At 56.1% G+C, this 26,534-nt stretch carries 27 protein-coding genes, 1 tRNA gene and 1 pseudogene; 18 read left to right on the top strand and 11 right to left on the bottom strand.

What is annotated here, in order from left to right; translation table 11 throughout:
- Positions 1 to 72: 72 nt before the first annotated feature.
- The 5 genes from AC1RKH_RS02250 to AC1RKH_RS02230 form a co-directional block, all read right to left on the bottom strand.
- Positions 73 to 2,901: a 2-oxoglutarate dehydrogenase E1 component gene (locus tag AC1RKH_RS02250; protein WP_493061370.1), complete on the bottom strand. Its 2,829-nt coding sequence runs from the start codon at positions 2,899 to 2,901 to the stop codon at positions 73 to 75.
- A 408-nt stretch (positions 2,902 to 3,309) separates the two neighbouring features.
- Positions 3,310 to 4,341: a GlxA family transcriptional regulator gene (locus AC1RKH_RS02245; protein WP_493060925.1), complete on the bottom strand. Its 1,032-nt coding sequence runs from the start codon at positions 4,339 to 4,341 to the stop codon at positions 3,310 to 3,312.
- A gap of 187 nt (positions 4,342 to 4,528) precedes the next feature.
- Complete coding sequence (locus tag AC1RKH_RS02240; RefSeq protein WP_493060924.1) at positions 4,529 to 5,011, bottom strand: nuclear transport factor 2 family protein; 483 nt, start codon at positions 5,009 to 5,011, stop codon at positions 4,529 to 4,531.
- 103 nt (positions 5,012 to 5,114) lie between these two features.
- A complete protein-coding gene (locus AC1RKH_RS02235; protein ID WP_493060923.1) occupies positions 5,115 to 6,104 on the bottom strand; it encodes a quinone oxidoreductase family protein in 990 nt (329 codons plus the stop codon).
- 208 nt (positions 6,105 to 6,312) lie between these two features.
- On the bottom strand, positions 6,313 to 7,197 hold the full coding sequence (locus AC1RKH_RS02230; protein WP_493060922.1) for a LysR family transcriptional regulator: 885 nt from the start codon (positions 7,195 to 7,197) through the stop codon (positions 6,313 to 6,315).
- Between the two features lie 379 nt (positions 7,198 to 7,576).
- Here AC1RKH_RS02230 and AC1RKH_RS02225 point away from each other — a divergent pair, with 379 nt between their 5' ends.
- The 3 genes from AC1RKH_RS02225 (at position 7,577) to AC1RKH_RS02215 (ending at position 10,051) form a co-directional block, all read left to right on the top strand.
- Positions 7,577 to 8,653 carry an NAD(P)H-dependent flavin oxidoreductase gene (locus tag AC1RKH_RS02225; RefSeq protein WP_493060921.1) on the top strand — a complete coding sequence of 359 codons (1,077 nt, stop codon included), beginning with the start codon at positions 7,577 to 7,579 and terminating at the stop codon, positions 8,651 to 8,653.
- A 353-nt stretch (positions 8,654 to 9,006) separates the two neighbouring features.
- Positions 9,007 to 9,081: transfer RNA gene (locus AC1RKH_RS02220), tRNA-Gln, on the top strand.
- A 316-nt stretch (positions 9,082 to 9,397) separates the two neighbouring features.
- Positions 9,398 to 10,051 carry a peroxiredoxin gene (locus AC1RKH_RS02215; RefSeq protein WP_123424354.1) on the top strand — a complete coding sequence of 218 codons (654 nt, stop codon included), beginning with the start codon at positions 9,398 to 9,400 and terminating at the stop codon, positions 10,049 to 10,051.
- Between the two features lie 162 nt (positions 10,052 to 10,213).
- Here AC1RKH_RS02215 and AC1RKH_RS02210 read toward each other — a convergent pair whose 3' ends face one another.
- Together AC1RKH_RS02210 and AC1RKH_RS02205 are read right to left on the bottom strand one after the other, a co-directional pair.
- Positions 10,214 to 10,585, bottom strand: a complete 372-nt coding sequence (locus AC1RKH_RS02210) for a hypothetical protein (protein WP_493060920.1) — start codon at positions 10,583 to 10,585, stop codon at positions 10,214 to 10,216.
- A gap of 310 nt (positions 10,586 to 10,895) precedes the next feature.
- Positions 10,896 to 11,777: a LysR family transcriptional regulator gene (locus AC1RKH_RS02205; RefSeq protein ID WP_493061369.1), complete on the bottom strand. Its 882-nt coding sequence runs from the start codon at positions 11,775 to 11,777 to the stop codon at positions 10,896 to 10,898.
- 102 nt (positions 11,778 to 11,879) lie between these two features.
- On the opposite strand from AC1RKH_RS02205, the gene AC1RKH_RS02200 reads away from it, so the two are divergent.
- Positions 11,880 to 12,941, top strand: coding sequence for an alkene reductase (locus tag AC1RKH_RS02200; protein ID WP_493060919.1), 1,062 nt, complete (start codon positions 11,880 to 11,882; stop codon positions 12,939 to 12,941).
- A 63-nt stretch (positions 12,942 to 13,004) separates the two neighbouring features.
- The gene (locus tag AC1RKH_RS02195; protein WP_493060918.1) at positions 13,005 to 13,589 is read left to right on the top strand and encodes an isochorismatase family protein; all 585 of its coding nucleotides are present in this window, start codon (positions 13,005 to 13,007) and stop codon (positions 13,587 to 13,589) included.
- Positions 13,590 to 13,882: 293 nt separating this feature from the next.
- Here the strand turns inward: AC1RKH_RS02195 and AC1RKH_RS02190 are convergent, their stop codons facing one another.
- Positions 13,883 to 14,197, bottom strand: a complete 315-nt coding sequence (locus tag AC1RKH_RS02190) for a DUF3303 domain-containing protein (RefSeq protein WP_493060917.1) — start codon at positions 14,195 to 14,197, stop codon at positions 13,883 to 13,885.
- Positions 14,198 to 14,480: 283 nt separating this feature from the next.
- On the opposite strand from AC1RKH_RS02190, the gene AC1RKH_RS02185 reads away from it, so the two are divergent.
- Entirely contained in the window at positions 14,481 to 15,101 is a 621-nt protein-coding gene (locus AC1RKH_RS02185) for a LysE family translocator (RefSeq protein ID WP_493060916.1), read from the top strand.
- Between the two features lie 144 nt (positions 15,102 to 15,245).
- The gene (locus AC1RKH_RS02180; RefSeq protein ID WP_493060915.1) at positions 15,246 to 15,803 is read left to right on the top strand and encodes a putative periplasmic lipoprotein; all 558 of its coding nucleotides are present in this window, start codon (positions 15,246 to 15,248) and stop codon (positions 15,801 to 15,803) included.
- A 154-nt stretch (positions 15,804 to 15,957) separates the two neighbouring features.
- Here the strand turns inward: AC1RKH_RS02180 and AC1RKH_RS02175 are convergent, their stop codons facing one another.
- Positions 15,958 to 16,566, bottom strand: coding sequence for a hypothetical protein (locus AC1RKH_RS02175; protein WP_493060914.1), 609 nt, complete (start codon positions 16,564 to 16,566; stop codon positions 15,958 to 15,960).
- A gap of 98 nt (positions 16,567 to 16,664) precedes the next feature.
- On the opposite strand from AC1RKH_RS02175, the pseudogene AC1RKH_RS02170 reads away from it, so the two are divergent.
- The 11 genes and pseudogenes from AC1RKH_RS02170 to AC1RKH_RS02120 form a co-directional block, all read left to right on the top strand.
- Positions 16,665 to 16,942 (top strand): annotated as a pseudogene (locus tag AC1RKH_RS02170) (LysE family translocator); the annotation flags it as partial.
- A gap of 393 nt (positions 16,943 to 17,335) precedes the next feature.
- Positions 17,336 to 17,497 carry a DUF2986 domain-containing protein gene (locus AC1RKH_RS02165; RefSeq protein WP_081729292.1) on the top strand — a complete coding sequence of 54 codons (162 nt, stop codon included), beginning with the start codon at positions 17,336 to 17,338 and terminating at the stop codon, positions 17,495 to 17,497.
- 178 nt (positions 17,498 to 17,675) lie between these two features.
- Complete coding sequence (locus AC1RKH_RS02160) at positions 17,676 to 18,221, top strand: P-loop NTPase family protein (protein ID WP_493060913.1); 546 nt, start codon at positions 17,676 to 17,678, stop codon at positions 18,219 to 18,221.
- Between the two features lie 224 nt (positions 18,222 to 18,445).
- On the top strand, positions 18,446 to 18,736 hold the full coding sequence (locus AC1RKH_RS02155; protein WP_123425310.1) for a hypothetical protein: 291 nt from the start codon (positions 18,446 to 18,448) through the stop codon (positions 18,734 to 18,736).
- A gap of 165 nt (positions 18,737 to 18,901) precedes the next feature.
- Positions 18,902 to 19,942, top strand: coding sequence for a DMT family transporter (locus AC1RKH_RS02150; RefSeq protein ID WP_493060912.1), 1,041 nt, complete (start codon positions 18,902 to 18,904; stop codon positions 19,940 to 19,942).
- A gap of 83 nt (positions 19,943 to 20,025) precedes the next feature.
- Positions 20,026 to 20,637 carry a DNA-3-methyladenine glycosylase family protein gene (locus tag AC1RKH_RS02145; RefSeq protein WP_493060911.1) on the top strand — a complete coding sequence of 204 codons (612 nt, stop codon included), beginning with the start codon at positions 20,026 to 20,028 and terminating at the stop codon, positions 20,635 to 20,637.
- Positions 20,634 to 20,927 (top strand): Ada metal-binding domain-containing protein, encoded by a 294-nt coding sequence (locus tag AC1RKH_RS02140; protein ID WP_493060910.1) that lies wholly within the window; start codon positions 20,634 to 20,636, stop codon positions 20,925 to 20,927. Before AC1RKH_RS02145 ends, AC1RKH_RS02140 begins: the two co-directional genes overlap by 4 nt.
- Before the next feature lie 36 nt (positions 20,928 to 20,963).
- Positions 20,964 to 21,449, top strand: coding sequence for an adenosine-specific kinase (locus tag AC1RKH_RS02135; RefSeq protein ID WP_493060909.1), 486 nt, complete (start codon positions 20,964 to 20,966; stop codon positions 21,447 to 21,449).
- Between the two features lie 183 nt (positions 21,450 to 21,632).
- Positions 21,633 to 22,577, top strand: a complete 945-nt coding sequence (locus AC1RKH_RS02130) for a chromate resistance protein ChrB domain-containing protein (protein WP_493060908.1) — start codon at positions 21,633 to 21,635, stop codon at positions 22,575 to 22,577.
- Positions 22,570 to 23,928, top strand: a complete 1,359-nt coding sequence (gene chrA, locus AC1RKH_RS02125; protein ID WP_493060907.1) for a chromate efflux transporter — start codon at positions 22,570 to 22,572, stop codon at positions 23,926 to 23,928. The genes AC1RKH_RS02130 and chrA overlap by 8 nt, the downstream gene beginning before the upstream one ends.
- A gap of 83 nt (positions 23,929 to 24,011) precedes the next feature.
- Positions 24,012 to 24,464 (top strand): chromate resistance protein ChrB domain-containing protein, encoded by a 453-nt coding sequence (locus AC1RKH_RS02120; RefSeq protein ID WP_493060906.1) that lies wholly within the window; start codon positions 24,012 to 24,014, stop codon positions 24,462 to 24,464.
- Between the two features lie 174 nt (positions 24,465 to 24,638).
- Here AC1RKH_RS02120 and AC1RKH_RS02115 read toward each other — a convergent pair whose 3' ends face one another.
- Positions 24,639 to 25,130: a DUF2269 family protein gene (locus tag AC1RKH_RS02115; RefSeq protein WP_493060905.1), complete on the bottom strand. Its 492-nt coding sequence runs from the start codon at positions 25,128 to 25,130 to the stop codon at positions 24,639 to 24,641.
- A 2-nt stretch (positions 25,131 to 25,132) separates the two neighbouring features.
- Positions 25,133 to 26,260, bottom strand: a complete 1,128-nt coding sequence (locus AC1RKH_RS02110) for a saccharopine dehydrogenase family protein (protein ID WP_493060904.1) — start codon at positions 26,258 to 26,260, stop codon at positions 25,133 to 25,135.
- Between the last annotated feature and the right edge of the window lie 274 nt (positions 26,261 to 26,534).

The following is a 26,534-nucleotide window of genomic DNA, read 5'->3' as shown; positions in this document are numbered from 1 at the left end:
TAGCCATGGAGAAGCTGGCTGCGTAAAACCTTAACGAGTGTCCAGAATACTTGACCCGTTCAACGTCGTCTCCTAAGCGAACGCGCTTTGCATGACCAGGCGTTGTTGCTCAACGTGCATCGCCATATTGCCCGGCGCCGTCGATGCACCGGGTGGTGGCCCTGCGTAACGAAGCGAAGCCGACTCTGGGATCATTTCACGCAGATAATCATCGACGAATTTCCAGGCACCTTGATTACGGGCTTCCTCCTGGCACCAGACCACCGATTTCAAATTTTTGTAACGACCGAGTTCATTAGCCATCGCCTCGGAAGGAAAAGGAAACAGCTGCTCCAAACGGACAAGGGCAATATGTTCAGCATTGACCGCACGGCGCTGAGCCAACAGTTCATAGTAAATCTTCCCGGAGCAGGCGATCACACGCGTCACCTTTTGATCTTGCGCAGGCGTGGTGAACCGCTCTCCCATCACCTCCTGAAAAGATCCCTCAGAGAACTCCTTCAGCTCGCTCACCGCACCCGGATGCCTCAACAAGGATTTCGGAGTCATCACAATCAATGGCCGGGGTACCGAATGCAAAGCCTGGCGTCGCAGCAAGTGGAAGAACTGAACCGGCGTCGTAGGCTGACAGACACGCATGTTGTCTTGCGCGCATAGCTGCAGATAACGCTCCAGTCTGGCTGAAGCATGCTCCGGCCCCTGACCCTCTTGGCCATGCGGCAACAACAGGGTCAATGCGCTGTGCTGTCCCCATTTGACCGCGCCGGCGGCAATGAACTGGTCGATGACGACCTGCGCGCCGTTGGCAAAATCTCCGAATTGAGCTTCCCACAGTACAAGTGCGTCAGGACGAGCAATGGTGTAACCGTACTCAAAGGCCAAGACCGCAGCTTCGGACAAGACCGAGTTGATGACCGCGAAATTACCTTGCTGCCCTGGGGCCACATGATCCAGAGGCCGATATTTACCGTGTCCACGAACTTCACGATTCTGCGGATTCAAAACGGCGTGCCGATGGCTGAAAGTACCGCGCTCACAATCCTCTCCACTGAGCCTCACATCGAGACCGGCAGACAACACCGATGCGAAAGCCAGGTGCTCGCCCATCCCCCAATCAAGCGGCTTTTCACCTATCGCCATCTCGTGCCGGCCTTTGATGACTTTGGAGACGAGGGGGTGCAGTTTCAAATCTGCAGGCAAGTCAGAGATACGGGCAGCCAGCGCTTTAATGTGCTCCAGTGTCGGCGCCGCGTATGGGTCAGGTCCCGAGTGCTGAGAGGAATGTTGAGCCGTCTCTACGGCCATGGTGTCGTTTTGCGCAGCTGCCTTTATAACGTCAGACTGAGAACTCTCCAGGCCGTCACGGTAAGCCTGCGCAATGGACAGCACCTGCTCGTTAGTTACCACTCCCGAAGCGACGAGTTTATTGGCATAGAGTTGACGTATGCCGGGATGGGCAGCAACCGAGCGGTACATCAACGGCTGGGTAATAGCCGGGGTGTCTTGTTCCTGATGGCCATGCCGTCTGAAGCAGACCAGGTCAATGACTACGCTTTTGCCAAATGCCTTGCGGTAATCCAGCGCGAGCTGTACCGCGTTGACAACGGCCTCAGGGTCATCCCCGTTCACGTGCAAGACCGGCGCTTCAATCATCTTTGCAATATCGGTGCAGAAAAATGACGACCGGGTTTCTTGCGGGTCAGACGTGGTAAAGCCAATCTGATTGTTCACCACAATGTGTACGGTGCCGCCGGTGCCATAGCCTTTGGTGTAACTCAAGCTCAGCGTTTCCATGACGATACCCTGCCCGGAAATGGCCGCATCGCCGTGAATTTCCACTGGCAGCACGTTGCCACGCTGGGAGGCTTCATACTGCTCGCTTTGCGCTCGAGCCATCCCTTGAACAACCGGGTTAACGATTTCCAGGTGAGAAGGATTGAATGCCAAGGCGACTTTCACCGGACCGTTTTCCGTCTCTATGTTCCCGGTGAATCCCTTGTGGTACTTCACGTCACCCGCCGGCAGAACATTCGCCGCCTTGTTTTCAAACTCATCGAAGAGATAAGCCGGTGGCTTGCCAACCGTGTTCACCAGAACATTTAAACGACCGCGGTGAGCCATGCCCATGACAACATTACGCACACCATTTTTTGCACCATGGCTGATGAGCTCATCGAGAAGGACGATCAGGGATTCACCGCCCTCCAACGAAAATCGTTTTTGACCGGTGTAGCGGATATGCAGGTATTTCTCGAACCCTTCGGCTGCAGAAAGACGCTCAAGAATGCGAAGTTTTTTCTCGGAACTGAGCACCGGCTTTGATCGAGTCGACTCAAGACGGTTCTGCCACCAATCGCGTTGCAGTGGGTCGCTCAGGTACATGAACTCTGTGCCTAGCGTTCCGCAGTACGTTGCCTCCAAGGCGGATACCAGATCAGCCACAGACGCTTCGCCTTTCCAGAATCGATTACCTGGCAGTTCGATTTTTTGTGATAAGTCGCTGCTTTCCAATCCATGAAACACCGGCGACAGTTCCGGCATGCCCGGTAATGGAGCCCATCGCAGAGGATCAAGATCGGCCCGACGTGCGCCGACCATTCGAAAGGTCGCGATTAATGATTGAGCGGCCAATTGCCGACGAGCCGCTTCCAGGTCTGGAGCAGCAACCGACAACGCTTTGCGCCCGACACGTCGTGCAAGCTGCACAAATTGCTCGACTATCGGCGCATGCGCGATGTCGTCTATGTGACGTTCGCCATTTCCGAGGGGCAGCCGAAGTGACTCGAAATAGGTACGCCATTGATCTGAAACGGCTGAGGAGTCACCGAGAAACTGCTCATACAGCTCTTCAACATAGGAGGCGTTCCCACCATGTAAGACTGAAGTTTTTGGGCTCTGCATCGTGACTCCTCGTTTCTCTGCCATCGCTAAACTGGCAATAAGGGGGCTGCTGTTGTGACTGTCTACCGGTCCTTCAGATGTCCATACTCCATCCATCGAAAGTGCGTCGAAATATAAGGGGAGGTGTTTTGTCTGCCCTCGAATTGTTAGGGCAATGCTAACGGGAATATAACTTTGGAAGGACGATAGGTGATGCGATTCAAGGCCAATAAAGGGCGATTTTTGGCCAAGCGTCCGCCCTTGCAAGGCCCGCCTGCACTTGACCAAAAAGTGATTGAATTTGGCTAAAAAACGATGCTTTATAAACTTGATGTGAACGAGCGCCGGTGCCATCGTTGTGTATCAAGCACCGCAGAGGGATGATGACCGGCCAGCAATTGCTACTGCCTTAACCGCCCATTGAATTGACTAGGCTGTCTCGATTTTTTTCGTAGTGTGCTTGATCGCCGACGAGACTTTCCTGTTTATTGTCTTTGCGCTTTTCTCGGTACGTCTGAAATTGCTCCGGTATTCTTTTGGCGTGGTATTCAAACGTCGTGAAAAAATCATGCGCATCTGTGTCGAGTTATGAAAACCACAGTTGAATGCAATCGTTTTCAATGGGACGTCTGTGTCTTCAAGCATTTTTCGAGCGTGGTCAACCCGTACCTGCTCAACGAAAACTGCAGGCGTGACAGCTGCGTATTTGGCAAAAATTCTCGAAAAAGTCCGACGGCTCACCGACACGGCATCCGCCAGTTGCTCCATCGAGAACGCTTCATCGATGTGAGCTGTCACATAGCGCATCACCGTAGTGACGATGGAGTCTTCTTCGGGGCGCAAGGCCAGGAATGGACTCGACTGTGACTGCCCTCCCTCTCTGTGGATGTACACAACCAGGCGTTTTGCGACAGTTACCGCCAGTTCATTACCCCAGTCTTCAGCGACCAGAGACAGGCACAAATCAATGCCGGCCGATACGCCAGCAGAGGTGAAAAGGTCTCCATCACGTACAAAGATTTTGTCAGGCCGGATGAGGGTCAGAGGGAATTGATCTTCAAGCCGCTGAACATCATTCCAGTGTGCGGTGACTTCGCGTCCATCAAGCAAACCGGCATGACCTAACAGAAAGGCGCCATTGCACACCGATCCAAATCGTCGGGATCCGTCCGCCTGACTCCGAAGCCAATCCAGAAAACCTTCCTCTGGCCGTGCATCCGGCATTCGGGGACCGCCGGCCACGAGAAGAAGGTCGCAATGGCCCGGATAGGTTTGATAGTGATAGGGAACAGCAATTTCCATTCCGTTCGAGCACCGTACATTGCCTGGCCGAACCCCGACCATTGAGACGTCATAACGCTGACCTTCCGGCAGGAATGAATTCGCCTCCGCGAAGACATCGAGTGGACCTGCTACATCCAGCGCCTGGACACCATCAAAAACAACCAGTGCAAGTTTCATCTGAACCTTCCTTTTCGGCCTCCTTGGGGTGGGTGACAGTAGTGCTCCAGGATCTACGGCGCCTTCACGGCGGGTCGCAAACAGTTTCTCGCCGTTGGCGCTTGTTGTCTCTTTCAATCTGTTACTGTTTTGAATGCGATCAGTGCAGACTGTAAATCACCAAATAACAAAGACAGCGTGGTGGCGGTCAGGACGGCAGCACGAGGCCGTCGCCGGGTTCACCACCAGCGATGTCGGGCTTTGGCCAGATGACGTCCAAGCGTGTGCGGCTGATCAGCCATTGACCATCGACCCGGCGGTACTCGTCGGCATAGATGCCCATGAGTATCAGTGGGTTTACCTCGACGGCTCGTTCGGTCGCCAAGAACTGCATGTGGCAGCGTCCCTCGGCGCGGTTTTCGTCCAGTAGTTCAACCCACTGGTTGGAAACCAGGTGAACGAACGGGTACGCGCCGCGCTGTTCGACGTCGTACTCGGCGAAGGCTATAGACAGGCCGGCCTGGATCTCTTCACGACCTCTCCAGCAGCCTCGATCCACTTGGAGAATGCCATCTTCGGTGAACAGCCTGGTGAGCGAGTCGATCCGGCCACTGTCCAAATGGTGGCAGTAGAGGACTCGTAGATTTCTGATGGCTTCCAGCGAAATCAGTTGGTTCAATTCAGTGTTCATGGGCGCCTCTGGGAGATAACTCAAGGTGTAGCGCCAGCCTCATGATTGAGTAGGAGCTGCCGCGTCGTTTGTACATCGTTACTGGCGGGTGATCCGTGATCGGCTAAACGCGCATCACCACAGCACCGGTCGTGCGTCGTTCTTCAAGATCCTGGTGCGCTTGCACGACCTGCTCGAACGCATAGACGTGGCTCGGATCGACTTTGAGGATGCCCGATTGAATGGCCCCCAGCAGGTCGGCGGCAGCCGTTTTGAAATCCTCCACTGACGAGGTGTAGTGCGGCAAGATCGCCCACGTCAGGTACAGTGCTTTTGGCATCAGCAAGAAAGGGTCGAACGGTTCCGGGAAACCAGACGCCTTGCCAAACTGCACCAGCGTACCGCGTGGTTTGAGTACGGCCAGTGAGCCGAGAAAGGTGTCCTTGCCCACGGAATCGAATACCGCGTTCACACCTACGCCGCCAGTCAACTCGAGAACACGGGCAACGAAGTCTTCCGTGGTGTAGTTGATGACCTCATCGCAACCCGCATCGCGCGCGACTTGAGCCTTGCTGTCAGTGGACACCGTGCCAAACACGCGCAGCCCCAATGACTTGGCCCACTGCACGAAGATCTGCCCAACGCCGCCAGCGGCCGCGTGGTAAAGAATGGTGTCGCCCGGCTTGAGTGCCACGACCTCTTTCACCAGATAACGCGCGGTCAGGCCCTTGAGAAAACTGGCTGCAGCCTGCTCGTCGGTGACGCCTTCAGGGATGACCATCACCCGATCGGCCAGGTGCAGCTTTTTGCTGGCATAGGCGCCGAAGTTGACATGGCTATCGCCATAGATCACTCGGTCTCCGACCTTGACCGAGGTGACATTGCGGCCAACGGCTTCGACGATCCCAGCGGCCTCGTCACCGACAATCATGGGGAACTGCGGTACAGGCAGCGTGCCACGACGGAAGTAGACATCAACGAAATTCACGCCGATTACGGTGTTGCGCACCAGTACTTGATCGTCGTCCGGTTCGGCAATTTCGATCTCTTCAAACTTCAGGGCTTCTGGGGCACCGTATCCGTGGATAACGGCGGCTTTGGCGGTAACTGGCATGATCCTGTTCCTCAGTAGGGTTACGAGCTAACCCGATTTAAAGAGGTACAGTCTCAGGTGTTTTTGGAGGGACGATAAGCCGGTGAAAATCGATATCACCTTTCGCGATTTGCGAGAAATAAAACCAGTTTTGAAGGTGAGAAAAGGTACCGAGTAAATGGATTTGTGTTCCCAAATGAATGGAATCCACGGATTGGAATAAGCCGGGCTACGCAAACCCTGCCAATTCCCGCGCGAGAAAGTCGAGGAACGCGGTAACCCGACGACTCGCCACACCTTCAGCGGTAACGGCATACAGGTTAGCCTCATCGGGAAGAAACTCCTCCAGCGCAGTCGACAGCACACCGGCTTGCAGTTCTTTGCGGATATTCCATAACGGACTTATGACAACACCGTAGCCTTTGATGGCCCACTGTCGGAGCACTCCGCCATTGTTGGCCATCCGGTTCCCCGACACCTTCACCCTGAGCCGTTTCCCGCCCTCGGTAAATGACCAGGTTGAAAATGAGCGGTCTGGCCGCGAGATCACTAAGCAGTTGTGACGCGCCAAATCCTGAGGGCAAGTCGGCTTGCCATGAGCGGCCCAATAGGCCGGAGCCGCGAAAATCACTCGACGTCCTGAAACCAGTAGTCGAGCCCTGAGCGAAGAATCGGACAAGGGGCCGTGACGTAGTGCGAAGTCCAGATGGTTCTGAACCAGATCAAGCACGCCTTCGGCCAATAGCAGGTCGAAACGAATGCCGGGATGCAACTCCAAAAACCTGTCGATCAAGGGAGCAACCACTTCGCTGCCAAAATCCTGAGTGGTCGTGAAGCGAATGGGTCCTGTCAACGGCCCCTCTTTAATGCCCTCAAGTGAGGCGTCCCACACGGCCAAGATCTTTCTTGCCTCAGACAGGAATTGTCGGCCCTCGTGAGTGAAACTCAGTCGCCGAGTGGACCTCGTGATCAGCCGCACCCCTGCGCTCTGCTCCAACTGCTGCAAGGCAACACTGACTGTCGAGGTTGCCAGCGAATGCTGGCGTGCTGCACCACTCAGACTGCCGGCTTCATCGATACTGACAAAGACTCTCAGCGCCTCGATCGTGTCCATATTTCTCGAATCCAGAATAATGGTTTGAAATGCGCTACCTCGATACGAATAGTATCGAGAGGGACCGCGCCGTCGGCCTTGACGATGGCCTGCTTTACGGAATGAAAGCAGTTCGCAAAAAGTCTATAAGACGGTGTCGACCTGCCTCGGTGGACACTATCGTTTCAAGCGTTGGGATCAGGAAGCTGTGTTGCCGGACAGTTACCGGAAATGGCCAGAAATCGCTATTAATTGGCTCTAAAGTGGGTGAGCAAAACATCAGTGCTTCTCGGTTTTCCTCTACGCTGGTGACTCTCCGAACAGGTCCGCGTATTAGAAATAGTCCAAGCCAAATTAACTTTCCCGATGCTGAATACGTCGGTAACCGGAGTTGATATCGATGTGGTACAACACGCCCGCAACACGACTGTTGGGTATAAGGTTTCCCATTATTCAAGGTCCCTTTGGTGGTGGTCCCTCGTCCGTTGAACTGGTCAGTACGGTATCCAATGCCGGAGGCTTGGGGTCGTTTGGTATGCAGACACTGGAACCTGCGCAAATGATCGATGTGGCACGGCAGATTCGTAGTGCGACGAGTCAACCGTTTGCCATCAACCTTTGGATGTCTAACGGCGAAGAGACGGGATCAAGCCCCGAAGGCGTTCATCAAGTACGCGAGCATTTGCGTCCGTACTATGCCGAACTTGGAAAGGAAGTCCCGGCCACGCCTGAGCGTTTTATCCCGGACGTGGGCGCCCAGTTAGAGGCCATGCTGGAGATTAAACCACCCGTATTCAGTTTTGTTTTCGGCATTCCTCCTGCCGCCGTTATTGCTGCCTGCAAGTCACTTGGCATTTTGACGATGGGGACTGCGACCACTGTGCAGGAAGCCAAAGCACTGAAAAATGCAGGCGTCGATTGCATTGTTGCGTCAGGATTCGAAGCTGGTGGTCATAAAGGGTCGTTCCTCAGGTCCGCTGAAGAATCGCTTACGGGCATATTTACCTTGATTCCCCAGGTCGTGGACCACGTGGCGATCCCCGTTATTGCTGCCGGTGGCATAGCGGATGCACGCGGCGTGGCAGCAGCCCTGGCCTTGGGCGCTCACGGCGTTCAGATCGGGACCGCGTTTCTTGCCTGCAAAGAGTCAGCGGCGAGCGCCCCTCATCGCAAAGCCCTTTGCGAGAGTCATTCAGGATCTACGACGCTGACGAAAGCCTTCACCGGGCGCTTGGCGAGGAGCATTTCGAACAGAATGACTGTCGAGATGAATCACGGCCGCTCAACCATTGCGCCTTATCCTGTCCAGGCCTGGTTCATGGGGAATCTCGGAAGAGAAGCACTCATACAAGGTCACGATGACTTCGTTTCTTTGTCAGCGGGGCAATCCGTTTCTCTGATCAAGCACGACAGCGCACAAGCGTTGATGGACGAAATCGTTAGAGAAACGCCAAAAATAATTCAACGCTTGCAGTAACCGAAGAATCCCTCACCTTCCCCCCTTACTGGATGAAGCTGATAGTCCGCCCCGTCGCCCAAGTCCTCGAAAACTCGGGGGGAGCGCCTATCTGCTTGCCTTCCGGGTTTTCAAGCTAATTGACGAACGGCCCGACGATGAGGGTTGTGCTTAGCCTCGATCAATAGCAAGTAGCTGTTTTCAAAACAATTTGTGTTGTTTGGCTCTTCCCAAGCGAAGCGAAAGTTGATAAATTTCCGCGCACTCTTGCAGGGGCCCTTACAGGGCTTGTAGCAAAAGAAAGCAACAGCTCGATGTTGCTAGCAAGCTGCAAAATCAGAAAGAGAGTGCCCGGCACTCATCGCAACAGATACAGGGGCGTCGCCAAGCGGTAAGGCAGCAGGTTTTGATCCTGCCATGCGTTGGTTCGAATCCAGCCGCCCCTGCCATTTTCCTTATACTCATCCAGATATGACGGGGATTGCCCTCTGTCAGCTTCTGCGCCCAGATCAAACGATCTTATATCCCCCGTGTTACGCAAGGCCTGAGTCCGCGGTCTTATCCAGCGTCCTGCCCCACCCAAACTTCTTACCTGTGACTCTGTGGGCTGATGCCGTCGCATGAGGCATGCCGTCGCGTCAGCATGTCTTGATACGTCTCCTATACTGACTCGCGTTGACACGCTCAACGCAGGCACCGAATGCCGTTGGACCCGCCGTCAGGGTTCTGACAACTTCCCTACCCGTCACTGTAAGGAGATCGAACATGGCAATCCGCATTGGTGATGAAGCACCGGATTTCACCGCCGAAAGTACCGAAGGCCCGCTCCACTTCCACGAGTGGATTGGCGACAAGTGGGCCATTCTGTTCTCGCATCCGAAGGACTTCACCCCGGTATGTACCACTGAACTCGGTTACATGGCCGGACTCAAGCCTGAGTTCGACAAGCGCAACACCAAGATCGTCGGGCTCAGCGTCGACCCGGTCAGTGACCACCGGGCCTGGCTCGGTGACATCGAAGAAACCCAGGGCCATGCGGTCAACTATCCGATGATCGGCGACGAGAACCTGGTCGTGGCGAAGCTCTACGACATGATTCACCCGAATGCCTCTGGCGGCACACGCACCGCCGTGGACAACGCCACGGTGCGTTCTGTGTTCATCGTCGGCCCGGACAAGAAAGTCAAGGCGATGCTTATCTACCCAATGAGTGCCGGGCGCAACTTCGATGAAGTGTTGCGCCTGCTCGATTCCCTGCAATTAAACGCCAAGCACACCGTCGCCACCCCGGTGAACTGGCGTCCGGGTGACGACGTCATCATTCCCACTTCGGTGTCCGACGAAGAGGCCAGGAAGAAGTACCCACAAGGCTTCAAGACGGTGAAACCCTATTTGCGCACCGTGGCGCAACCGAAGTAACAATAACCGGCAAGGGCTCAGTCACGACTGAAACAAGGATCATGTGTCCGGGAGCAACTCTACACCGGACGATATCGATTGGAGTGTTGACTGGGCTCCCTCACCTGACTACCGGCGCCGCGACCGCGGTCACATTGAAGTTTTCCGCCGGCGGATTTATCCCTAGCGACGGTAGTAGCGGTGATCGCCGTCGTAGCGGTGCTCATGATGGCGCTCCCAATCACGACGGCGTTCGGCTTCCCGGCGCTCTTGCTCTCTGCGCCAGTTGTCTCGGCGCCAATCTTCTCTACGATCGTGCCAACGGCCGTCATGCCAGTATCGGTCGTCATGGGCAAGCAACGGCCCAGGCTGCTTGCCAGCCATACCGGCCAAGCTCGGCCAAGGGTTTCCGGCAGCCTGGACCGGAGCCTGAACGGCTGCGACTTCAGTTGCAAAAACAGGGTTTGAAGTCTTCATCTGTGTTGCTGATGCCGAGCCCACTGCCGCAAACGCGAACAGGCCGAGGAGCACCATCCGTGGGACATAAAATTTCATGGGCGAAGACAACCTCTGATTGACAATTGGACGTGTCGCCATTTGGCTGCGGGAAACCTTCGGGTCGCGCTTACCGAGCTTTATGTGCTTATCCACATAGACCGATAAATAGGGAAAAGTTCTAGGAAGCCGCCACATAAATAGCCAACGGCCTCAACGCCTGGCACACCGCGCAGTCAATCCCAAGCCCCCGCTCGACGTATGGCTGTGACTTGCTCTTCACGATCTGCTGAACCAGTGACGGCGGTACGTAAACTCCCTGATAACGGAAGCCCGTCTCGGAACCAGCGCAACCGTCGTAAGGACTGCGTCAGGCGTCTTGTAATCGCTCACGCAGAAACTCGATAAACCGTTGGGTTTTCGCTGGCAACAGCCGCGTCTCGGTGAGGGCGTAAACCGAGATGGGCGAGGCCTGCCACTGCGGCAAGACTCTGCGCAACGTGCCATTGGCAACGTCCTGCGCAGCGATACCTTCCGCCAGTAACGCGATCCCCAGATCCAGCGTCGCCAGACGTCGAATCATTCCCACGCTGTTGAGTTCGAATCGACCGCCAATCTCGACCTCCACCTCCCCTTCACGGCTGGAGAGTGTCCAGCGGTCAGCAGGCGTTCCGCGCAGCCGCAGGCATTGGTGATTTGTCAGATCCGAAGGATGAACAGGCTCACCCGACAGCTCCAGATAGCGGGGTGAGGCGTAAAGATAGCGGCGAAAACTGGCGAGCTTACGGGCGATCAGGTTCGAACTTGCAGGCTCGCCCATGCGAATGACCACATCAACCGGCTCACTCACCAAATCGACCTGACGCGGGGTCAGATCGAACTCGAAACTGATACCGGGATAAAGCCGGGCAAACTCCGCAATCAGCGGCGCCAGGTAGATATTGGCGAAGTCCACCGGGAACGAGGCCCGCAGTACACCGCTAGGGCGAGCAAGCATTTCGCCTAGCTGCTCGTGCGCAAGCCTGGCCTCCTCGACAATGCGTTTGCAGCGATCGAAGTACAACTGCCCCGCCTCGGTCAGCTCGATCTTGCGCGTGGTGCGATGCAAAAGCCTTAGCCCGATTTCCTTCTCAAGGCCGCTTATCCGGCGCGACAGCGTCGAGTTCGGCATCCCCATCGCCTCCGCCGCCCGGCGAAAACTCCGCGCCTTCACGACCTCGACGAACAGCGCCATGTCGTTGAGAAATTCCAATGTCATTGCTCCATCAGTGGATCAGTCATTTCAATTTTACCCGGTTTATCCCGGATTCGGATTGATCAATGATAGCCACGTCGTTTACTGAGGAGCACCGCAATGAATTCGCTTTTTTCTCAAGTCCAGCTCGGTCGCCATCAACTGTCCAACCGAATGGTCATGGCCCCGATGACTCGTTCGCGCTCCGATGACTTTGGGGTGCCTACCGAGCTGGTGCCGACTTACTACGCGCAGCGCGCCAGTGCCGGGTTGATCATCACTGAAGGTGTGTTCCCTGTTGCGCTGGGTAAGGGCTACGTCCGCACCCCCGGTATCGAAACCGCCGAGCAGGTTGCCGTCTGGAAGCAGGTTTCCGAAGCCGTACATGCTCGCGGCGGACGGATCTTCATGCAGTTGATGCACTGCGGACGCATTTCGCACCCTTCGCTGTTGCCTGAGGGCGCGCGGCCACAAGCCCCCTCCGCGATCAAACCCGCCGGCCAGACCTGGACAGCGACGGGCCTTCAGGACTTCGTCACCCCACATGCGCTGAGCGTGGTTGAGATTGCCGCTGTTATCGAGAGCTACCGGCAGGCCGCGCGCCTGGCCATAGAGGCCGGTTTCGACGGTGTCGAACTGCACGCAGCCTCCGGGTATCTGCCAGAGCAGTTCCTGTCGACGGGCAGCAATCAGCGCACTGACGAATATGGCGGTTCCGTTGAGAACCGTGCCCGGTTCGTGTTGGAAGTGCTCAACGCCATGGCGAGCGAAGTCGGCAGCGATCGTGTGGGCATCAAGATTTCCCCTGAAATGAACTTCAACGACATCGTCGATGCCAACCCGCAACAAACCTACACCTATCTGGTCGAGCAACTGCGTGGCTTGAACCTCGCCTATCTGCACGTTGCTATATTCGGCGCCAGCATCGATTACCACGCCTTGTTGCGCCCACTGTTCGACGGCAGTTATCTGATCGGTGGCGGGCTCGATCAACGCTCTGCCGAAACCTTGATCGCTGATGGCCGGGCAGACGCGGCAGTGTTTGGCAGCGCCTTCCTCGCCAACCCCGATCTGCCCGAGCGTTTTCGCGCAGGCGCTGAGCTTAATGTTCCGAACAAGGACACGTTCTACGCACCGGGCGCGCAGGGGTATATCGATTACCCGGCCATGAGCCCGGCATGAGTGATCGAAACAGTCCAAAACCTGGGGCTCTAGCACCCCAACCTTAGCGCCAGGAGAATCATCATGCCGTACGAAAAATTCAGTGCAGACAATGCCGCCCTGTTGTTGATTGATCACCAGGTGGGGACTATGGGGTGGGTGAAATCCATTCCTTTCGAAGAGCTGAAACGCAACGCTCTGATGCTCGCAAAAGCGGCAAGCATTCTGAAGCTTCCAGTGGTACTGACCTCCAGCATGGAGGAGCACGCTCAGGGGCCACTGCTGAGTGAACTGGAGCAGATCCTCCCTGCCGAATTCGCTTCCCGCATCAAACGCCTGGGCATCGTCAACGCCATGGACGATGAAAACTTCGCCGCCGCCGTCAAAGCCACGGGCCGTAAAAAGCTGATCATTGCCGGTGTCACCAATGACGTCTGCACGGTCTATCCGGCGCTGACGCTGGTGCGCGATGGGTATGAAGTTCAGGTGGTTGCCGATGGCGGCGGTTCACCCAGCGCAATGGCCGATGACATCGCCCTGCGGCGGATGGATAAAGGTGGCGTGACGCTGACCACCACCAACCAGCTGATTGCAGAACTCGCCGGTAGCTGGGCTACGCCGCAAGGGGGTCAGTTGGTGCAAGTGCTGATGACGGCACTTCAAGGCTGAAGACTTACTTGAGCGATTGGCAGAACCGCTCTGTGCTGCTCTGCCCAGTGACGAAAAAGCCCGGATAACCGGGCTTTTTCACGTCAGAACGCGCTCGCCCGCAGGCGAAGCACTGCGTTTACTGAACGTTTTTCAGCTTGACCACATCACCGGAAATCTTGGTGGTGTAACCGGTCAGGACCCAAGCCCAGAACCAGTTTTCCTGGACCTGGGTGTTGATCATCGCGTCGCCGCCCTTGGCTTTGACAAAGGTTTGCCCACCGTCTGACCGAAGTAGAAAGTAATTGCGACTATCACTGGCGTTTCAGTCCATCGCGCCAGGTAATGGCTTCGAGTTCGACCCGGACCGCGTCCTCGACGGCAATCACTGGCCGCGCCTGGAACTCAAACGCAGGAAACGTCGAGCAAACCTTGTGAACCGCCAGCGGATCGTCGCAGTCCACCAACATGTGTCCACCCCACTCCCCCACGCGCACGACAAACACTTCGATCTTGAAATTGTCCGGTGCTTTCCATTGACTGAACACTTCAAGGATCCGTTTCTGCGCACTCTCGTACTCCGCAGGCGAACCTTGTGGGCGTTCGAACCAGCTGATCATGTACTTCATTGCAGTCCTCCTCTATTGCATTGATGCTCTCGCAACGACAACTGCTTGAGCTTGCACACCCTGAACGGGCTTGGTGGATAGCATTCGGCAGCACGCTCTACCGATCTGACATGCGGCGTTTGGGAAGAGAGTGAGGGGATACAACGCAGTTATGCGCTATGACACCCCTCCTTTGCGTGCGGATTTCACCACTGGAGAGTAGTTCTCGATGCAACGCAAAGCCAACCGGGACCACGGCCACACACCTGTGATAAAAATATCGTCCCGACTCCCGGAGCCCGCCATGGATCTCGCCACGCTTACGCTGTTCCTTCCCGCCTGTTTCGCCCTGAACATGGCGCCAGGTCCGAACAATCTGCTCTCGGTCAGCAACTCGACCCGATACGGCTACCGCACGTCTTGTGTAGCCGGAATCGGCCGTTTGCTGGCGTTTGCCGGGATGATCGCGTTGGCCTCGGCCGGACTGGCGGTGGTGCTGCAAACGTCAGAGCTGCTGTTTTACGGGATCAAGATTCTCGGTGCGGCGTATCTGTTCTACCTCGCGGTTCAGCTCTGGCGTGCCAACCCGCAGGCTGAAAGCGCAGTCGCCAGCGCGCCGATTGGCATCATGGCGTTGGCCCGGCAGGAGTTTCTGGTGGCGGCCGGCAACCCGAAAGCAATTTTGATTTTCACCGCGTTCCTCCCACAGTTCATCGACCCGACGCAGGCCGTGACGCCACAGTTTGCGGTGCTCGGTGCATTGTTTTTGTGTCTGGAATGGATCGCCATCAGCGCCTATGCCTACATGGGCTTGCACATGCGTCGCTGGTTCGCCGAGCCGCGAGGCAAACGGATTTTCAACCGTTGCTGCGCCGGGTTGTTGTCCGTCGCCGCGTCCGTATTGCTGATGGCTCGCCGTGCCTGATGGGCTTGCTTGATACTCGTGATGGGCGGCTTTCGACCTGAAACAGCCATTCGAAGCAGGGTTAACTCTGGACGTTTCGGCGTAGTAGCCTTAGGCTATCAACAATTAAGAGTCGTAGAATTTAATGGGCCTCAGGATTGATTTATGCGCAATTTATTAGCTTGGACCATCCCTTTGATCATGGCCACAGGCTTTCTCGCAGGCTGCTCTTCGCATAAGGAAGCGACTCCCCCACAGCCGCTTGAAAAACCTGTTGTACTAACCCCGAACGAACATAATTCAAAGATTATTTTCAAAGCGGTCAGCACCGGATCACCGGTGATTTTCAGGATTGGGAAACCCGGAAATCTGAACAATGTAGGCGCTGTATATAACGATGCTCAAGAACAGCAAATGCCGGCGTTTGCCAGGGGGCTGTATAAGGGGCTCACTAGGGGGATCTATGGCGCCAAGCCGAGCCGCGCAATTCTGGTGCCAGCAGATCAACTAACTGAAGTTGAAGGCGAAGCAAACTGGCGTAATGACTTCGGCACGACTTACCGGATAGAGAAATGTGGCCCGCTGTCTCGTACCTTCCTCGCACAACCCAATAAGACATATTTGGTGGAGTTCGATTTGCAAAATTTCGCTGTATGCAGCCAAAAGATTTTCGATATCACTCAAGAAGGACAGAAAGACCAGATTTCACCCGCCGTTCTTTAGTCGTTGAAATCGTTCCACAACGTATCAAGGTGAAAGATCTATTTTCTGGAGAATATTTGGTTTTGGCCGTTTAAACTGGGCACTCCACTGCATTGCAATATCCTATAAAGGCCTCCAGCGGCCCCAGTTTTGCCCTAAATCTGCCCTGAAATTTTCATGAGGGATGGAGGCGCCCAGGCGTGAAGTGCCGGTACGAAAAAAAACCAACGCTAACGGCACCAAATAGAATTGCGACAGCGATACCCCACCTCACTAGCTTGGGTAGCCTCCACGCTTTCTTGGTATGGGCATCCAAGTTTTTTACCAGCGCGTCAATCCTTTTTTCACCGCCGTCGACAAACTGGATGCCCCCCCGAACAAGTGATTCGCGCCCCTCATTTTGCATATCATTGTGATGCTTTGAAAGGTGATGGAATAACGCCCGGAATGCTCTAACCCGCTCATAAACAAAAGCCACCTCTCTTGCCAGAACGGGATCAAGTAAGCCAACTCGCTGAGCATTCGCTTCAAAAATTGGGCTGGACTGTTGCGGAAACTCGTGCAGGTCTAGACGCTCACAAGCCCGGACTTGCGCCTTCATATTGTTGAGAGCACTAAGCAGATCAGGGAGGGCTACTTGGATCGAAGCAAGTTCTCCAGCCAACGCCCCGGCTAAAGCCTGACTATCTCTAAATCGACGAAAGTCTTCAGCCGCGAAATTGTTGACGTAAGCACCTGCCAGCACGCCACTCAATGCAATGAGGGCTGTATTAATCTCATTCATCGCTTCCCTGTCCTTAGCACGTGCGGGGGGAGAAACCGCGTGTCTATGGCACATCGGCTAGTGATTCGCTGCACGTAGGATTGCACACGAGTACTCTCGAATACAGGATTGCCTTAGGGAACCCGAAAGCAATCTTGATTTTCACCGCGTTCCTCCCATAGTTCGTCGACCCGACGCAGGCCGTGACGCCACAGTTCACAGTGCTCGGTGAATTGTTTTTGTGTCTGGAGTGGATCGACATCAGCGCCTACGCCTACATGGTTTGCACATTCCTCGCTGGTTCGCCGAGCCGCGAGGCAAACGGATTTTCAACCGTTGCTGCGCCGGGTTGTTGTCCGCCGCTGCGTCCGTATTGTTGATGGCTCGCCGTGCCTGATGGCCTTGCTTGATACTCCAGATGGACGGCTTTCGGGCAGAAGAGGTCATTCGGAGGCTTTCAGGGTCTGTACGAAAACTCGCCGAGCAGCGATCAGGCAAGGCAAAAACAGGCGAGGAACGGCTGGGGCCGCACGCGACTCTAGGCCCCTAAATGAGCATTATCCGCTGCGCAGCCCCTTCGGGCCGTCCTTCGGACGTTCTCACTCCGTTCGTCCGAGCCTGTTTTTAACGCCGTCTGGTCGACGCGCAGGCAGTTTTCGTACAAAGCCCAGGAAACCAGGGGCGATTCACCGCCTATCTCCAACGTTATGCAGTAAGTGCGCACCACAGGGATCTGGACCAATATTTTAAGCTGGTATCATTCAAGAACTTACAAACCGAGTAGAACACTATGAATCGTCGTAAAAAAATAAAGCAGTTATTAAAGGCTCACGCCAAAAAGGCTAGTGCCAAATTGGCACCGCCAAGCAAGTCTAAATACATTAGTAAAGCTGACCGATTGAAGCTGGCTGCTGAATCCAGTCACGACTCAATCATTTCTTCTGAGAGCTGACCTATGTAGCTTGAGCATCACCGGAATTTACAAATCTGCTGAACCCTACACTCGCTGGGTTAGCTCTCTTCAGGCAATGTCGACATCCATGGTACTGAGCCAAGGCCAGCGAGCCTGATAGATTTTCGCCAGTCAGGTTGGTGATTTACAATTGCCGGTTTGCAGCAAGGACTTGCTCATGCAGCGCATTGTGATTTTGGGAAACTCAGGGAGTGGTAAATCAACCCTTGCGCGGGAAATAGGCAAACGCCTGGACCTGTCAGTGACACACTTGGACACGCTGTTCTGGGAAGCCGGCTGGGTAGAACCAGATGCCGAGGCGTTCCGCGCACGAGTTCGGGAAGCGGTTGCTCCAGACGCATGGATTTGTGAAGGCAATTATTGCCGGCGAACCTTCGACTTACGGCTGCCCCGTGCAGACCTCATCATCTGGCTCGATACACCCCGTGTTATCTGCTTCACGCGGGTCATTCTGCGCAGCGTGTTGAACCGACCGCGCGCAGATCTTCCGTCAGGCTGCACAGAGAAGCTGGATAGGGAATTCTTGTCCTTTCTGAACTACGTGTGGAACTTTGATCGGGTACAACGTCCCGGTATCGAGGCGGCGCGTTTGGCCTTCGGGCCGCTGATTCCTGTCGTCCGGTTTCGGGGCGCTCGGCAGATTTCCAGGTTTCTGGATAGCTTGCCCGCTAGTGCCTGCGCGACTGCCAACCCGAGACATTGAAAAACGAAGTGAAATCAAGCTGGGCTTCAGCAAACCTAACGATTGCCTGTGTAATCTTTCTTGATATAGCGCTTTCGGCCAAAAGTGGCCGGTGGTCGTTGCATTTCGCTTGTCGCCGGCGTTTGGCTAAGCTGAATGAATCAGGGTGAACTGAAACCTGAGTGATAGCGGCCATCAGCGGATCTGGATGGGCATCAAGACGGTAACTCCTAAAGGAGACGACCATGTATGCAGTTATAAGAACCTACTTGGGTACTGGAGCAAAGCAGCTTTTCAAGCTTTTAGAAGAGCGCAGGGCCGACGTCGAGGCTGCCCTGCGGACAGTGCCTGGCCTCGTAAGCTACACACTGCTCAATACGGGTGATGGCGGTACGGCGGTGACTGTTTGCACGGACAAGGCCGGCAGCGATGCGAGCTTGAAAGTCGCGCGCGACTGGATTCAGAAAAATGCCTCGAATATCCACGCGAACCCGCCGATCGTAACGGAAGGTCCAGTCATCGTGCAGATCAAATAGCGCGCCCTTCCGATTGATCTCACCACGCTATGGCTGTCGCAAGCTTTATATGTTTGCGTCGTAGAGATGTGATCGTCTGCAAACCTGAAGTATTGATTGCTTGCGCAGTCACGGGTTTAGCCGTGAATCTATTGCGTTAATCCCCCCCGGTGGAACTGAAGCCCTATGAATCTGAGCATTTTCTACGCCTTGAGCGCGGCTGCACTGTTTGGCGCCAGCACACCACTGGCCAAGCTGTTGGGCGTGGACGTCTCACCGGTTTTACTGGCCGGATTGCTGTACCTGGGCAGTGGTGTCGGTTTGACCATCGTCAGGTTTTTCCGCGACCGCGGCTGGCAGGCAACCGGCCTGACGGCCGGAGAATGGCCGTGGTTGATCGGGGCAATTGCTTTCGGCGGCGTGCTCGGTCCGGTGGCCTTGATGTTCGGTTTGACCCTGACTTCAAGTGCAACGGCCTCGCTGATGCTCAATCTGGAATCGGTGCTGACGGCGCTGCTGGCCTGGCTGGTGTTCAAGGAGAACGCCGATCGGCGAATCGTTGCGGGGATGTTGGCCATCACCGTTGGCGGAGTGATCCTCGCCTGGCCACAAGGTCCGGCACAGGCGCAGGGCTGGATCGGCCCGCTGGCGGTGGCGCTGGCCTGTGCCTGCTGGGCCATCGATAACAACCTGACCCGCAAGATCTCGGCGTCCGACGCGCTGTTTATTGCCGGCATCAAGGGACTGGTCGCAGGGGCGGTCAACTGTACGCTTGCGCTTTTGCTGGGAGCCAAACTACCAAACATTGCCACGCTCGCGCCGACACTCTTGGTCGGCTTTCTGGGCTACGGCATTAGCCTGGTGCTGTTCGTGCTCGCCCTTCGCGGCCTGGGCACTGCACGCACGGGCGCATACTTTTCGACCGCGCCGTTTCTGGGTGCGGCGATTGCCATTGTGCTGCTGGGCGAGCCGGTGTCAGTTACGTTCTGGATCGCCGCCGTGCTGATGGGGATCGGCGTATGGATTCACCTTCGTGAAAACCATGCCCACGAACATCAGCACGACCCACTCAGCCATGACCATCGACATGTTCACGATGAGCACCATCAGCATGAACACGACTTTGAATGGGACGGCAGCGAACCTCACAGCCACTATCACCAGCATGCGCAGATCCGCCACAGCCATCCGCACTTCCCGGATATTCATCACCGGCACAAACATTAAAGTTTGAGCGCAAGAGACCGGGTGCGATCCTGCAGGCAGAGCTTTAATCTGCCTGCTGTGCCTAAACTTCTGCCGGAACACCCATGCCCTATCACCGTGCCAGCCAGTTCCTGTCCGCCATTGACCCAGACTGGGCGCGGCACATCGCAGCCATCGGCCCATGCCTACATCAGCCGAAACCGGCCCGCGATCCCTATGAGGCGCTGGTTCGGGCCATTGCTTATCAGCAACTGCATGCCCGTGCCGGCGATGCGATTCTTGGGCGTTTGCTGGCGCTGTTTCCTGAGTCCCCCTTCCCGACACCCGAACAGCTGCTGGCCTGCGAATTCGAGGTGCTGCGCGGTTGTGGTTTCTCCGGCAGCAAGATCGCCACGCTTCAAGGCATCGCCCAAGGCGCGCTGGAAGGTCTGGTGCCGGATCGCTCAAGCGCGCTGTCGATGAGCGACGACGTACTGATCGAACGTCTGACTCAGTTGCGCGGCGTCGGCCGCTGGACCGTCGAGATGCTGCTGATCTACACCCTGGAACGCATGGACATCCTGCCCGCCGACGACTTTGGCGTGCGCGACGGCTACCGTCGCCTCAAAGGTCTGGAGCAACAGCCGAGCCGCAAGCAGATGATCGATATCGGCGAGGCATGGAGCCCTCACCGCACCGTGGCGGCCTGGTATTTGTGGCGGGTGCCGAACGCATGAAACGCTTTGTATTGCTCAACGCTCAGGGCAAGCACGTCGACAGCGCCGAGCCCGGGCAATTGGGCGGTCATCGGCGCTCACGAATCTTCGGCCGACTGGACTGCCCTGCTGCGCTACGCGCCATTGCTCGTGGCGGCTATGTCGCGCATCGGGTGTTCTTTGCCGATGAAGCCACCGCCCGGGCTGCCGGTTATCGACCGTGTGCGGTGTGCTTGCCGCAGGCTTATGCGCAATGGAGGGTAGTTTTCGGCCAGACGCCGTCAGTGGACGGAGCACTGGCAAATCAGTAGCTATGCTAAGCACTACCGTGAAAGGAGACGTTTGAGATGCAACTCATCACGTTGAAAATCGATAAGCCGGAAGCGACGAACTTCATTTTTGGTCAGACGCACTTCATCAAGTCCGTCGAGGACATTCATGAAGCGTTGGTCAATACCGTGCCGGGTATCGCGTTTGGCGTGGCCTTTTGCGAAGCCTCTGGCAAATGCCTGGTGCGCTGGTCTGGCACCGATTCCGCGATGATCGAACTGGCCCAAAAAAATGCCCAAGCCATCGCTGCGGGCCATAGCTTCATCATTTTCCTCGGCGACGGTTTCTATCCGCTAAACGTGTTGAACACCGTCAAAATGGTTCCAGAGGTGTGCCATATTTTTTGTGCGACCGCCAATCCAACCGAGGTGATTCTCGCCGAGACGGAACAAGGGCGCGCGATCCTGGGCGTAGTGGATGGCTTCTGCGCCAAGGGCATTGAAGACGACGAAGACATCCTGTGGCGCAAGAACCTGTTGCGACAGATCGGTTACAAGCAGTAAGTCAAAGAGCAGGTATGACGACCCGGCTTTCTTCGAATAGTCCCAACTGCTGACACAGCACGACCCACTGCCGGCAAATTTGCCATTCATAACCCAATCCAGCGTACTGCACGTCAAGGGCTTTTCAATCGCTCGGCAGAGGAATACTGTAGAGAGACAAACTTTTTTTGAATGTATCTCTACATGAAAAACTGGCTCGCTTTAATCCTTGGCCTTCCCACCGCAAATGCCACCGAGCGCATGCGAGCCTGGCGCGCCCTAAAAGCCTCTGGAGCTGCGGTGTTACGCGATGGCGCCTATCTGTTGCCGGATACCAGCACCTGTCGTGAAGCGCTGGCCTCTGTCGAGCGCGATATTCTGGCCATCAATGGCACCGCCTTTGTCCTGCCTGTTGTCGACCCCAATGGCGAACGCTTCATAGCGTTGTTCGACCGCAGTGATGAGTACAGCAAGTTAGGCACTGAGATCGATGCCTGCCGTGCACAGCTCAACACCGAGAATGCACTGGCGACCACCAGGCAGATTCGAAAACTGCGCAAAGCCTACGAACAGTTGACCACTATTGATTACTTTCCTGGCAAGCCGAAGCAGCAGATCGATTCGGCTTTGCAGGAACTTGAGACCGCTGTCAGTAGAGCGTTGTCTGCGGACGAACCCCATAGCCGCGACCAGCCAATAGTGCCGCTGAGTCTCAGTGACTTTCAGGGTCGCGTATGGGCAACACGTCAGCGGCCGTGGGTTGACCGACTCGCCTGCGCCTGGCTGATTCGACGCTTCATCGACCCACACGCTCAGATCCTCTGGCTGAACAGTCCACAGGACTGTCCGGCCGATGCTCTGGGCTTCGACTTCGATGAGGCAACCTTCAGTCATGTCGGTAACCGTGTGACCTTCGAAACCCTGCAAGCCAGTTTTGAAATCCAGGAGCCCGGTCTGCGCCGCATTGCGGCCCTGGTGCACTACCTCGATGTCGGCGGCATTCAGCCTGTAGAGGCTGCCGGCATCGAACGGGTGCTGGCCGGGCTACGTGAAACCATTACTCATGACGACCACTTGCTGGCGGCTGCAAGCGCCATATTCGACGGTTTGCTCGCAGCGTTTGTGAAAGAGGAACAACCCAATGAGTAAGGTTTCTCCATCACTCGTTGACGAGGATCTGCCGAGACCTGAGGCGATCAGTTTGCGTGAAGCATTCTGGTTCTGGCTCAAGCTCGGTTTTATCAGCTTCGGCGGGCCAGCGGGACAGATCTCGATCATGCACCAGGAGTTGGTCGAGCGGCGGCGCTGGATTTCCGAACGGCGTTTTCTGCACGCCCTCAACTACTGCATGTTGCTGCCAGGGCCTGAGGCTCAGCAGCTGGCAACCTACATCGGCTGGCTGATGCATCGCACCTGGGGTGGCGTCATCGCCGGAGGGCTGTTTGTGCTGCCCTCGCTGTTTATCCTGATTGCCTTGTCCTGGATGTACATCGCTTTCGGCGAAGTGCCGGTGGTGGCCGGTCTGTTCTATGGGATCAAGCCCGCCGTGACAGCGATCGTGGTGCAGGCGGCACATCGGATTGGTTCGCGCGCGCTGAAGAATAATTGGCTGTGGGCCATGGCGGCGGCGTCGTTCACGGCGATCTTCGCGTTCAATGTGCCGTTCCCGCTGATCGTGCTGGGTGCTGGGTTGATCGGCTATGTCGGCGGACGCCTGGCACCCGAGAAGTTCAGAGTCGGGGGCCACAGCGCTGCCAAAAAGTCCTACGGCCCAGCCTTGATCGATGACGACACGCCCTCCCCTGACCATGCCAGATTCAGCGGGTTGAAACTGGCGCTGCTGGCACTCGTCGGTGCTGCGTTATGGGCTTTGCCAATGGGCGTCTTGACCACACTCTTTGGCTGGGAAGGTACCTTGACCCAAATGGGCTGGTTCTTTACCAAGGCCGCATTACTGACGTTTGGCGGGGCCTATGCGGTGCTCCCGTATGTCTATCAGGGCGCAGTCGGTCACTATGGCTGGCTGACCCCGACACAGATGATCGACGGATTGGCGCTGGGGGAAACCACGCCGGGGCCGCTGATCATGGTGGTGGCTTTTGTCGGCTTTGTCGGGGCCTACGTTTCGCAGGTGTTCGGCGCTGATCAGGTGTTTCTGGCCGGCGCCGTCGCGGCGACGCTGGTGACCTGGTTCACCTTTCTGCCTTCGTTCCTGTTCATCCTCGCCGGTGGTCCGCTGGTGGAGGCGACTCATAACGAACTCAAGTTCACCGCGCCGCTTACCGGGATTACCGCCGCTGTGGTTGGGGTGATTCTTAATCTGGCGATGTTCTTCGGCTATCACGTGCTGTGGCCCAAAGGGTTCAGCGGCACCCTCGACTGGCCCTCCGCGCTGATCGCAATCGCAGCCGCTATCGCCTTGTTTCGCTTCAAGCGTGGTGTCATTCAAGTGCTGATGGCCTGCGCGCTCATTGGTTTGGCGGTGCATCTGCTGCGCTAGCAGCGTGAGCTGATCAATAGTTCTCTGGCCGGCATCGGGCCCGCCAGATCACCCAGCCTACCGAGTTAGGCAGGAGGTGTTCCATGAGGTGGATTACCCGTGAACGACCCAAGATCGACCGGATTGCCTGTCCTTGGCTGATCACTCGTTTTATCGATCCCAAGGCCGAGTTTTTGTACGTGCCCAGCAGAGAGGTTCTGCGGATTGCCGCTGAAAAAGATGCAACGCCTTACGACATTCCGGGCGTTGAGCTTTCCCACGTAGGTGAGCTGTGCAGCTTTGATGCGTTCCTGAAGAAGTATCAGCTCAGTGATCCTGCCTTGCAGCATTTGGCCAAAATAGTGCGCGGGGCAGATACTTCCCGCCTCGACCTGACGCCACAATCGGCTGGGCTCTACGCGATTTCACTGGGACTGTCGCAGCGCTTTGCCGACGACCATGAAATGCTTTCACACGGCTTGATCATGTATGACGCGCTGTACGCCTGGTGCAAGGAGTGTCAGGCCGAAACGCATAACTGGCCTCCACAGATGTGAAAAGGCTTGTTCACAGTGAAGCCCAGGGCTGGGCTGGGCTCATGATCAGCGGAACACTGGACGTTCTAATCCTGCATGACTGGGACAAAGGCAGGGCGATTAAACCCGCCCTGCCCGAGCAGAAGAGGGCCTCATGAACTCGTTACGAAAATCGGCACAGCGTACCCCACCCTCCTACCCCAACACTTCAATCAAGTACCTGGGCGTCATCTTCGTCACCATAATCATCACAATCACAAACATCCCCAAAAAACCCAGAACCCCCATCCAGAACCATTTCCTGTAAACGGACTTGTACTCATCATCAAGCCCCACCCCCGCCTCAACCGCACTCAAGGCCATCACGTGCAACCGCTTCTGAAGCACCAGCACCGGAAGCCAAAGCGAACCCACACACAGGAAGATGATCAGCGACGTCAGAACCCATTCCGTGGTCAGTGGAAGTCCGGCAAGCCTCACCAGCAGGTAGCCCGTCAAGATCTGAATGAAGCCTGCCGGTGTGGTAATCCAGGTGTCGAACCGCACCACCATTCTGGCCACGTGCGCGATCACTTGAGGGTTGCCCGTGCGGCTCGCGGCGATCAAGTAGAGGTAAGACCCCATGCCGAATCCGAACAGGAAAATGGCGGCGATGACGTGGATGTACTTCAGGCACAGATAGAGCATGGTCAGCTCTGCTCGTCAGAAAAGTGTACGGACAAATGCAGATTCGCCGGATCGTTAATCGCTGCCATGTATTCATCGACGGTGATCTCGCCCACGCAGGCGCGCGCACCGGGCTCGGGCAAGTACCCCTGGACGATTTTTGCGGCTAGGGCGACAGCTGCGCAGCTAGGGATTTCTGGGCCCTTGTCATTGATAGCCGTCAGTTGCACCGTCATGGACAGCGGCTTTGCGTCAACATCGATGCCCTGGACGTCGATGTACATTGCGCTTTTGCCATCGCCGAATCGTTCGAACCGCTGCCCCCAGCGATGCAACCTGGCAGCCCATGGCGCATGGTCTCGAACCAGCCCTACTCTCAGAGCCTGAGCGAGCAGGTAGTTAGCCACACCACCGAGCTTCAGGCCCGAGCCTGCTTTGAAGCTCAGGGTCTGGGCGCCATAACGGTGGGCGAAGATATCCATGTCCGGCACGTCGACATTGGCCAGGACCCGAGTGCCCAGCTGTTGCAGCTTGCGAAGCGTCAGGTCCTGCCAGCCCAATACTTCGTGCACCTGTCCATTCTTGAGTTGCTTGATCGGTTTACCTGCGTAGGCGAGTACGCCTTCGACGGTCGACAGTCCCGGCATCTTGGCTGAAGATGAAATACCGTGTTCGATCAAGTCAATACGGTTAAAGCGATACCGGTGTTCATCGATTATTGCTGCCGATAGCGTCGGCACCGAACTGCAACCGCTGAGGATAGCCACTCCCGCATGCTTGGCTCGTGCGTCGAGCGCTCCAATACCGGTGACGAAGGTACGGCAGTCAGACAGGTCGCAGTAGTTCACGCCCGCATCGATGCAGCCCTGCGCCACTGCATAGGACTGCCCCTGAAACGGACCACCGGTATGGATGACCAACTGAATACCCATCGCGCCCAAGGCGGATTTGAACGCAGTGCCCATGGCATCGCCGCACCAGCTTTCACAGGCTGTGCCCGATTGAGCTTTCAACTCATCGACTTTGCGCAACAACTTGTGTGGATCGCGCCCCGTAACCACCAGAGATACGCCTGGCATCACAACTAAATGTCGGCAAACGATGCTGCCGAAATTTCCGTAGCCACCGATCACCATCACCCTGAGTGTCATTCAACTCTTCCCTAAACCATTCGATCATACGGCTAACTCACCCCGAGATAGAGGCTGGGGCGGAGCTTCTCTGATATCGAATGGCCAGGCAAGCGGCATTCACAGTAGTTGTTGCCGCGTCGTGTAGCGGTCCTTTTTTGCGCGCACGAGCACCTGTCGGCCCTCTGCAATACCACTCGGGAGGATCAATCTTCCAAGGTGCCAAAGACTGCTTTAATGATTCAACTCCAGCCCTTGCCGTTCAATGCCGGCAGGGCAACCCGGATGATTCAAA

The organism is Pseudomonas sp. GW822-FHT06B12 (assembly GCF_058799675.1).
The sequence above is the reverse complement of the archived record's forward strand: the minus strand, read 5'-3'. Positions and strand labels throughout refer to the sequence as shown.

Excerpts from the sequence above, each read along its gene's own strand:
- AC1RKH_RS02210 (WP_493060920.1), bottom strand. The coding sequence starts at position 10,585 with ATGAAATTTTATGTCCCACGGATGGTGCTCCTCGGCCTGTTCGCGTTT.
- AC1RKH_RS02145 (WP_493060911.1), top strand. The coding sequence starts at position 20,026 with ATGCCCTATCACCGTGCCAGCCAGTTCCTGTCCGCCATTGACCCAGAC.
- AC1RKH_RS02235 (WP_493060923.1), bottom strand. The coding sequence starts at position 6,104 with ATGCCAGTTACCGCCAAAGCCGCCGTTATCCACGGATACGGTGCCCCA.
- AC1RKH_RS02140 (WP_493060910.1), top strand. The coding sequence starts at position 20,634 with ATGAAACGCTTTGTATTGCTCAACGCTCAGGGCAAGCACGTCGACAGC.
- AC1RKH_RS02120 (WP_493060906.1), top strand. The coding sequence starts at position 24,012 with ATGAGGTGGATTACCCGTGAACGACCCAAGATCGACCGGATTGCCTGT.
- AC1RKH_RS02215 (WP_123424354.1), top strand. The coding sequence starts at position 9,398 with ATGGCAATCCGCATTGGTGATGAAGCACCGGATTTCACCGCCGAAAGT.
- AC1RKH_RS02250 (WP_493061370.1), bottom strand. The coding sequence starts at position 2,901 with ATGCAGAGCCCAAAAACTTCAGTCTTACATGGTGGGAACGCCTCCTAT.
- AC1RKH_RS02190 (WP_493060917.1), bottom strand. The coding sequence starts at position 14,197 with ATGAAGTACATGATCAGCTGGTTCGAACGCCCACAAGGTTCGCCTGCG.
- AC1RKH_RS02175 (WP_493060914.1), bottom strand. The coding sequence starts at position 16,566 with ATGAATGAGATTAATACAGCCCTCATTGCATTGAGTGGCGTGCTGGCA.
- AC1RKH_RS02135 (WP_493060909.1), top strand. The coding sequence starts at position 20,964 with ATGCAACTCATCACGTTGAAAATCGATAAGCCGGAAGCGACGAACTTC.
- AC1RKH_RS02195 (WP_493060918.1), top strand. The coding sequence starts at position 13,005 with ATGCCGTACGAAAAATTCAGTGCAGACAATGCCGCCCTGTTGTTGATT.
- AC1RKH_RS02225 (WP_493060921.1), top strand. The coding sequence starts at position 7,577 with ATGTGGTACAACACGCCCGCAACACGACTGTTGGGTATAAGGTTTCCC.
- AC1RKH_RS02200 (WP_493060919.1), top strand. The coding sequence starts at position 11,880 with ATGAATTCGCTTTTTTCTCAAGTCCAGCTCGGTCGCCATCAACTGTCC.
- AC1RKH_RS02180 (WP_493060915.1), top strand. The coding sequence starts at position 15,246 with ATGCGCAATTTATTAGCTTGGACCATCCCTTTGATCATGGCCACAGGC.
- chrA (WP_493060907.1), top strand. The coding sequence starts at position 22,570 with ATGAGTAAGGTTTCTCCATCACTCGTTGACGAGGATCTGCCGAGACCT.
- AC1RKH_RS02165 (WP_081729292.1), top strand. The coding sequence starts at position 17,336 with ATGAATCGTCGTAAAAAAATAAAGCAGTTATTAAAGGCTCACGCCAAA.
- AC1RKH_RS02110 (WP_493060904.1), bottom strand. The coding sequence starts at position 26,260 with ATGACACTCAGGGTGATGGTGATCGGTGGCTACGGAAATTTCGGCAGC.
- AC1RKH_RS02160 (WP_493060913.1), top strand. The coding sequence starts at position 17,676 with ATGCAGCGCATTGTGATTTTGGGAAACTCAGGGAGTGGTAAATCAACC.
- AC1RKH_RS02240 (WP_493060924.1), bottom strand. The coding sequence starts at position 5,011 with ATGAACACTGAATTGAACCAACTGATTTCGCTGGAAGCCATCAGAAAT.
- AC1RKH_RS02245 (WP_493060925.1), bottom strand. The coding sequence starts at position 4,341 with ATGAAACTTGCACTGGTTGTTTTTGATGGTGTCCAGGCGCTGGATGTA.
- AC1RKH_RS02185 (WP_493060916.1), top strand. The coding sequence starts at position 14,481 with ATGGATCTCGCCACGCTTACGCTGTTCCTTCCCGCCTGTTTCGCCCTG.
- AC1RKH_RS02230 (WP_493060922.1), bottom strand. The coding sequence starts at position 7,197 with ATGGACACGATCGAGGCGCTGAGAGTCTTTGTCAGTATCGATGAAGCC.
- AC1RKH_RS02130 (WP_493060908.1), top strand. The coding sequence starts at position 21,633 with ATGAAAAACTGGCTCGCTTTAATCCTTGGCCTTCCCACCGCAAATGCC.
- AC1RKH_RS02155 (WP_123425310.1), top strand. The coding sequence starts at position 18,446 with ATGTATGCAGTTATAAGAACCTACTTGGGTACTGGAGCAAAGCAGCTT.
- AC1RKH_RS02115 (WP_493060905.1), bottom strand. The coding sequence starts at position 25,130 with ATGCTCTATCTGTGCCTGAAGTACATCCACGTCATCGCCGCCATTTTC.
- AC1RKH_RS02150 (WP_493060912.1), top strand. The coding sequence starts at position 18,902 with ATGAATCTGAGCATTTTCTACGCCTTGAGCGCGGCTGCACTGTTTGGC.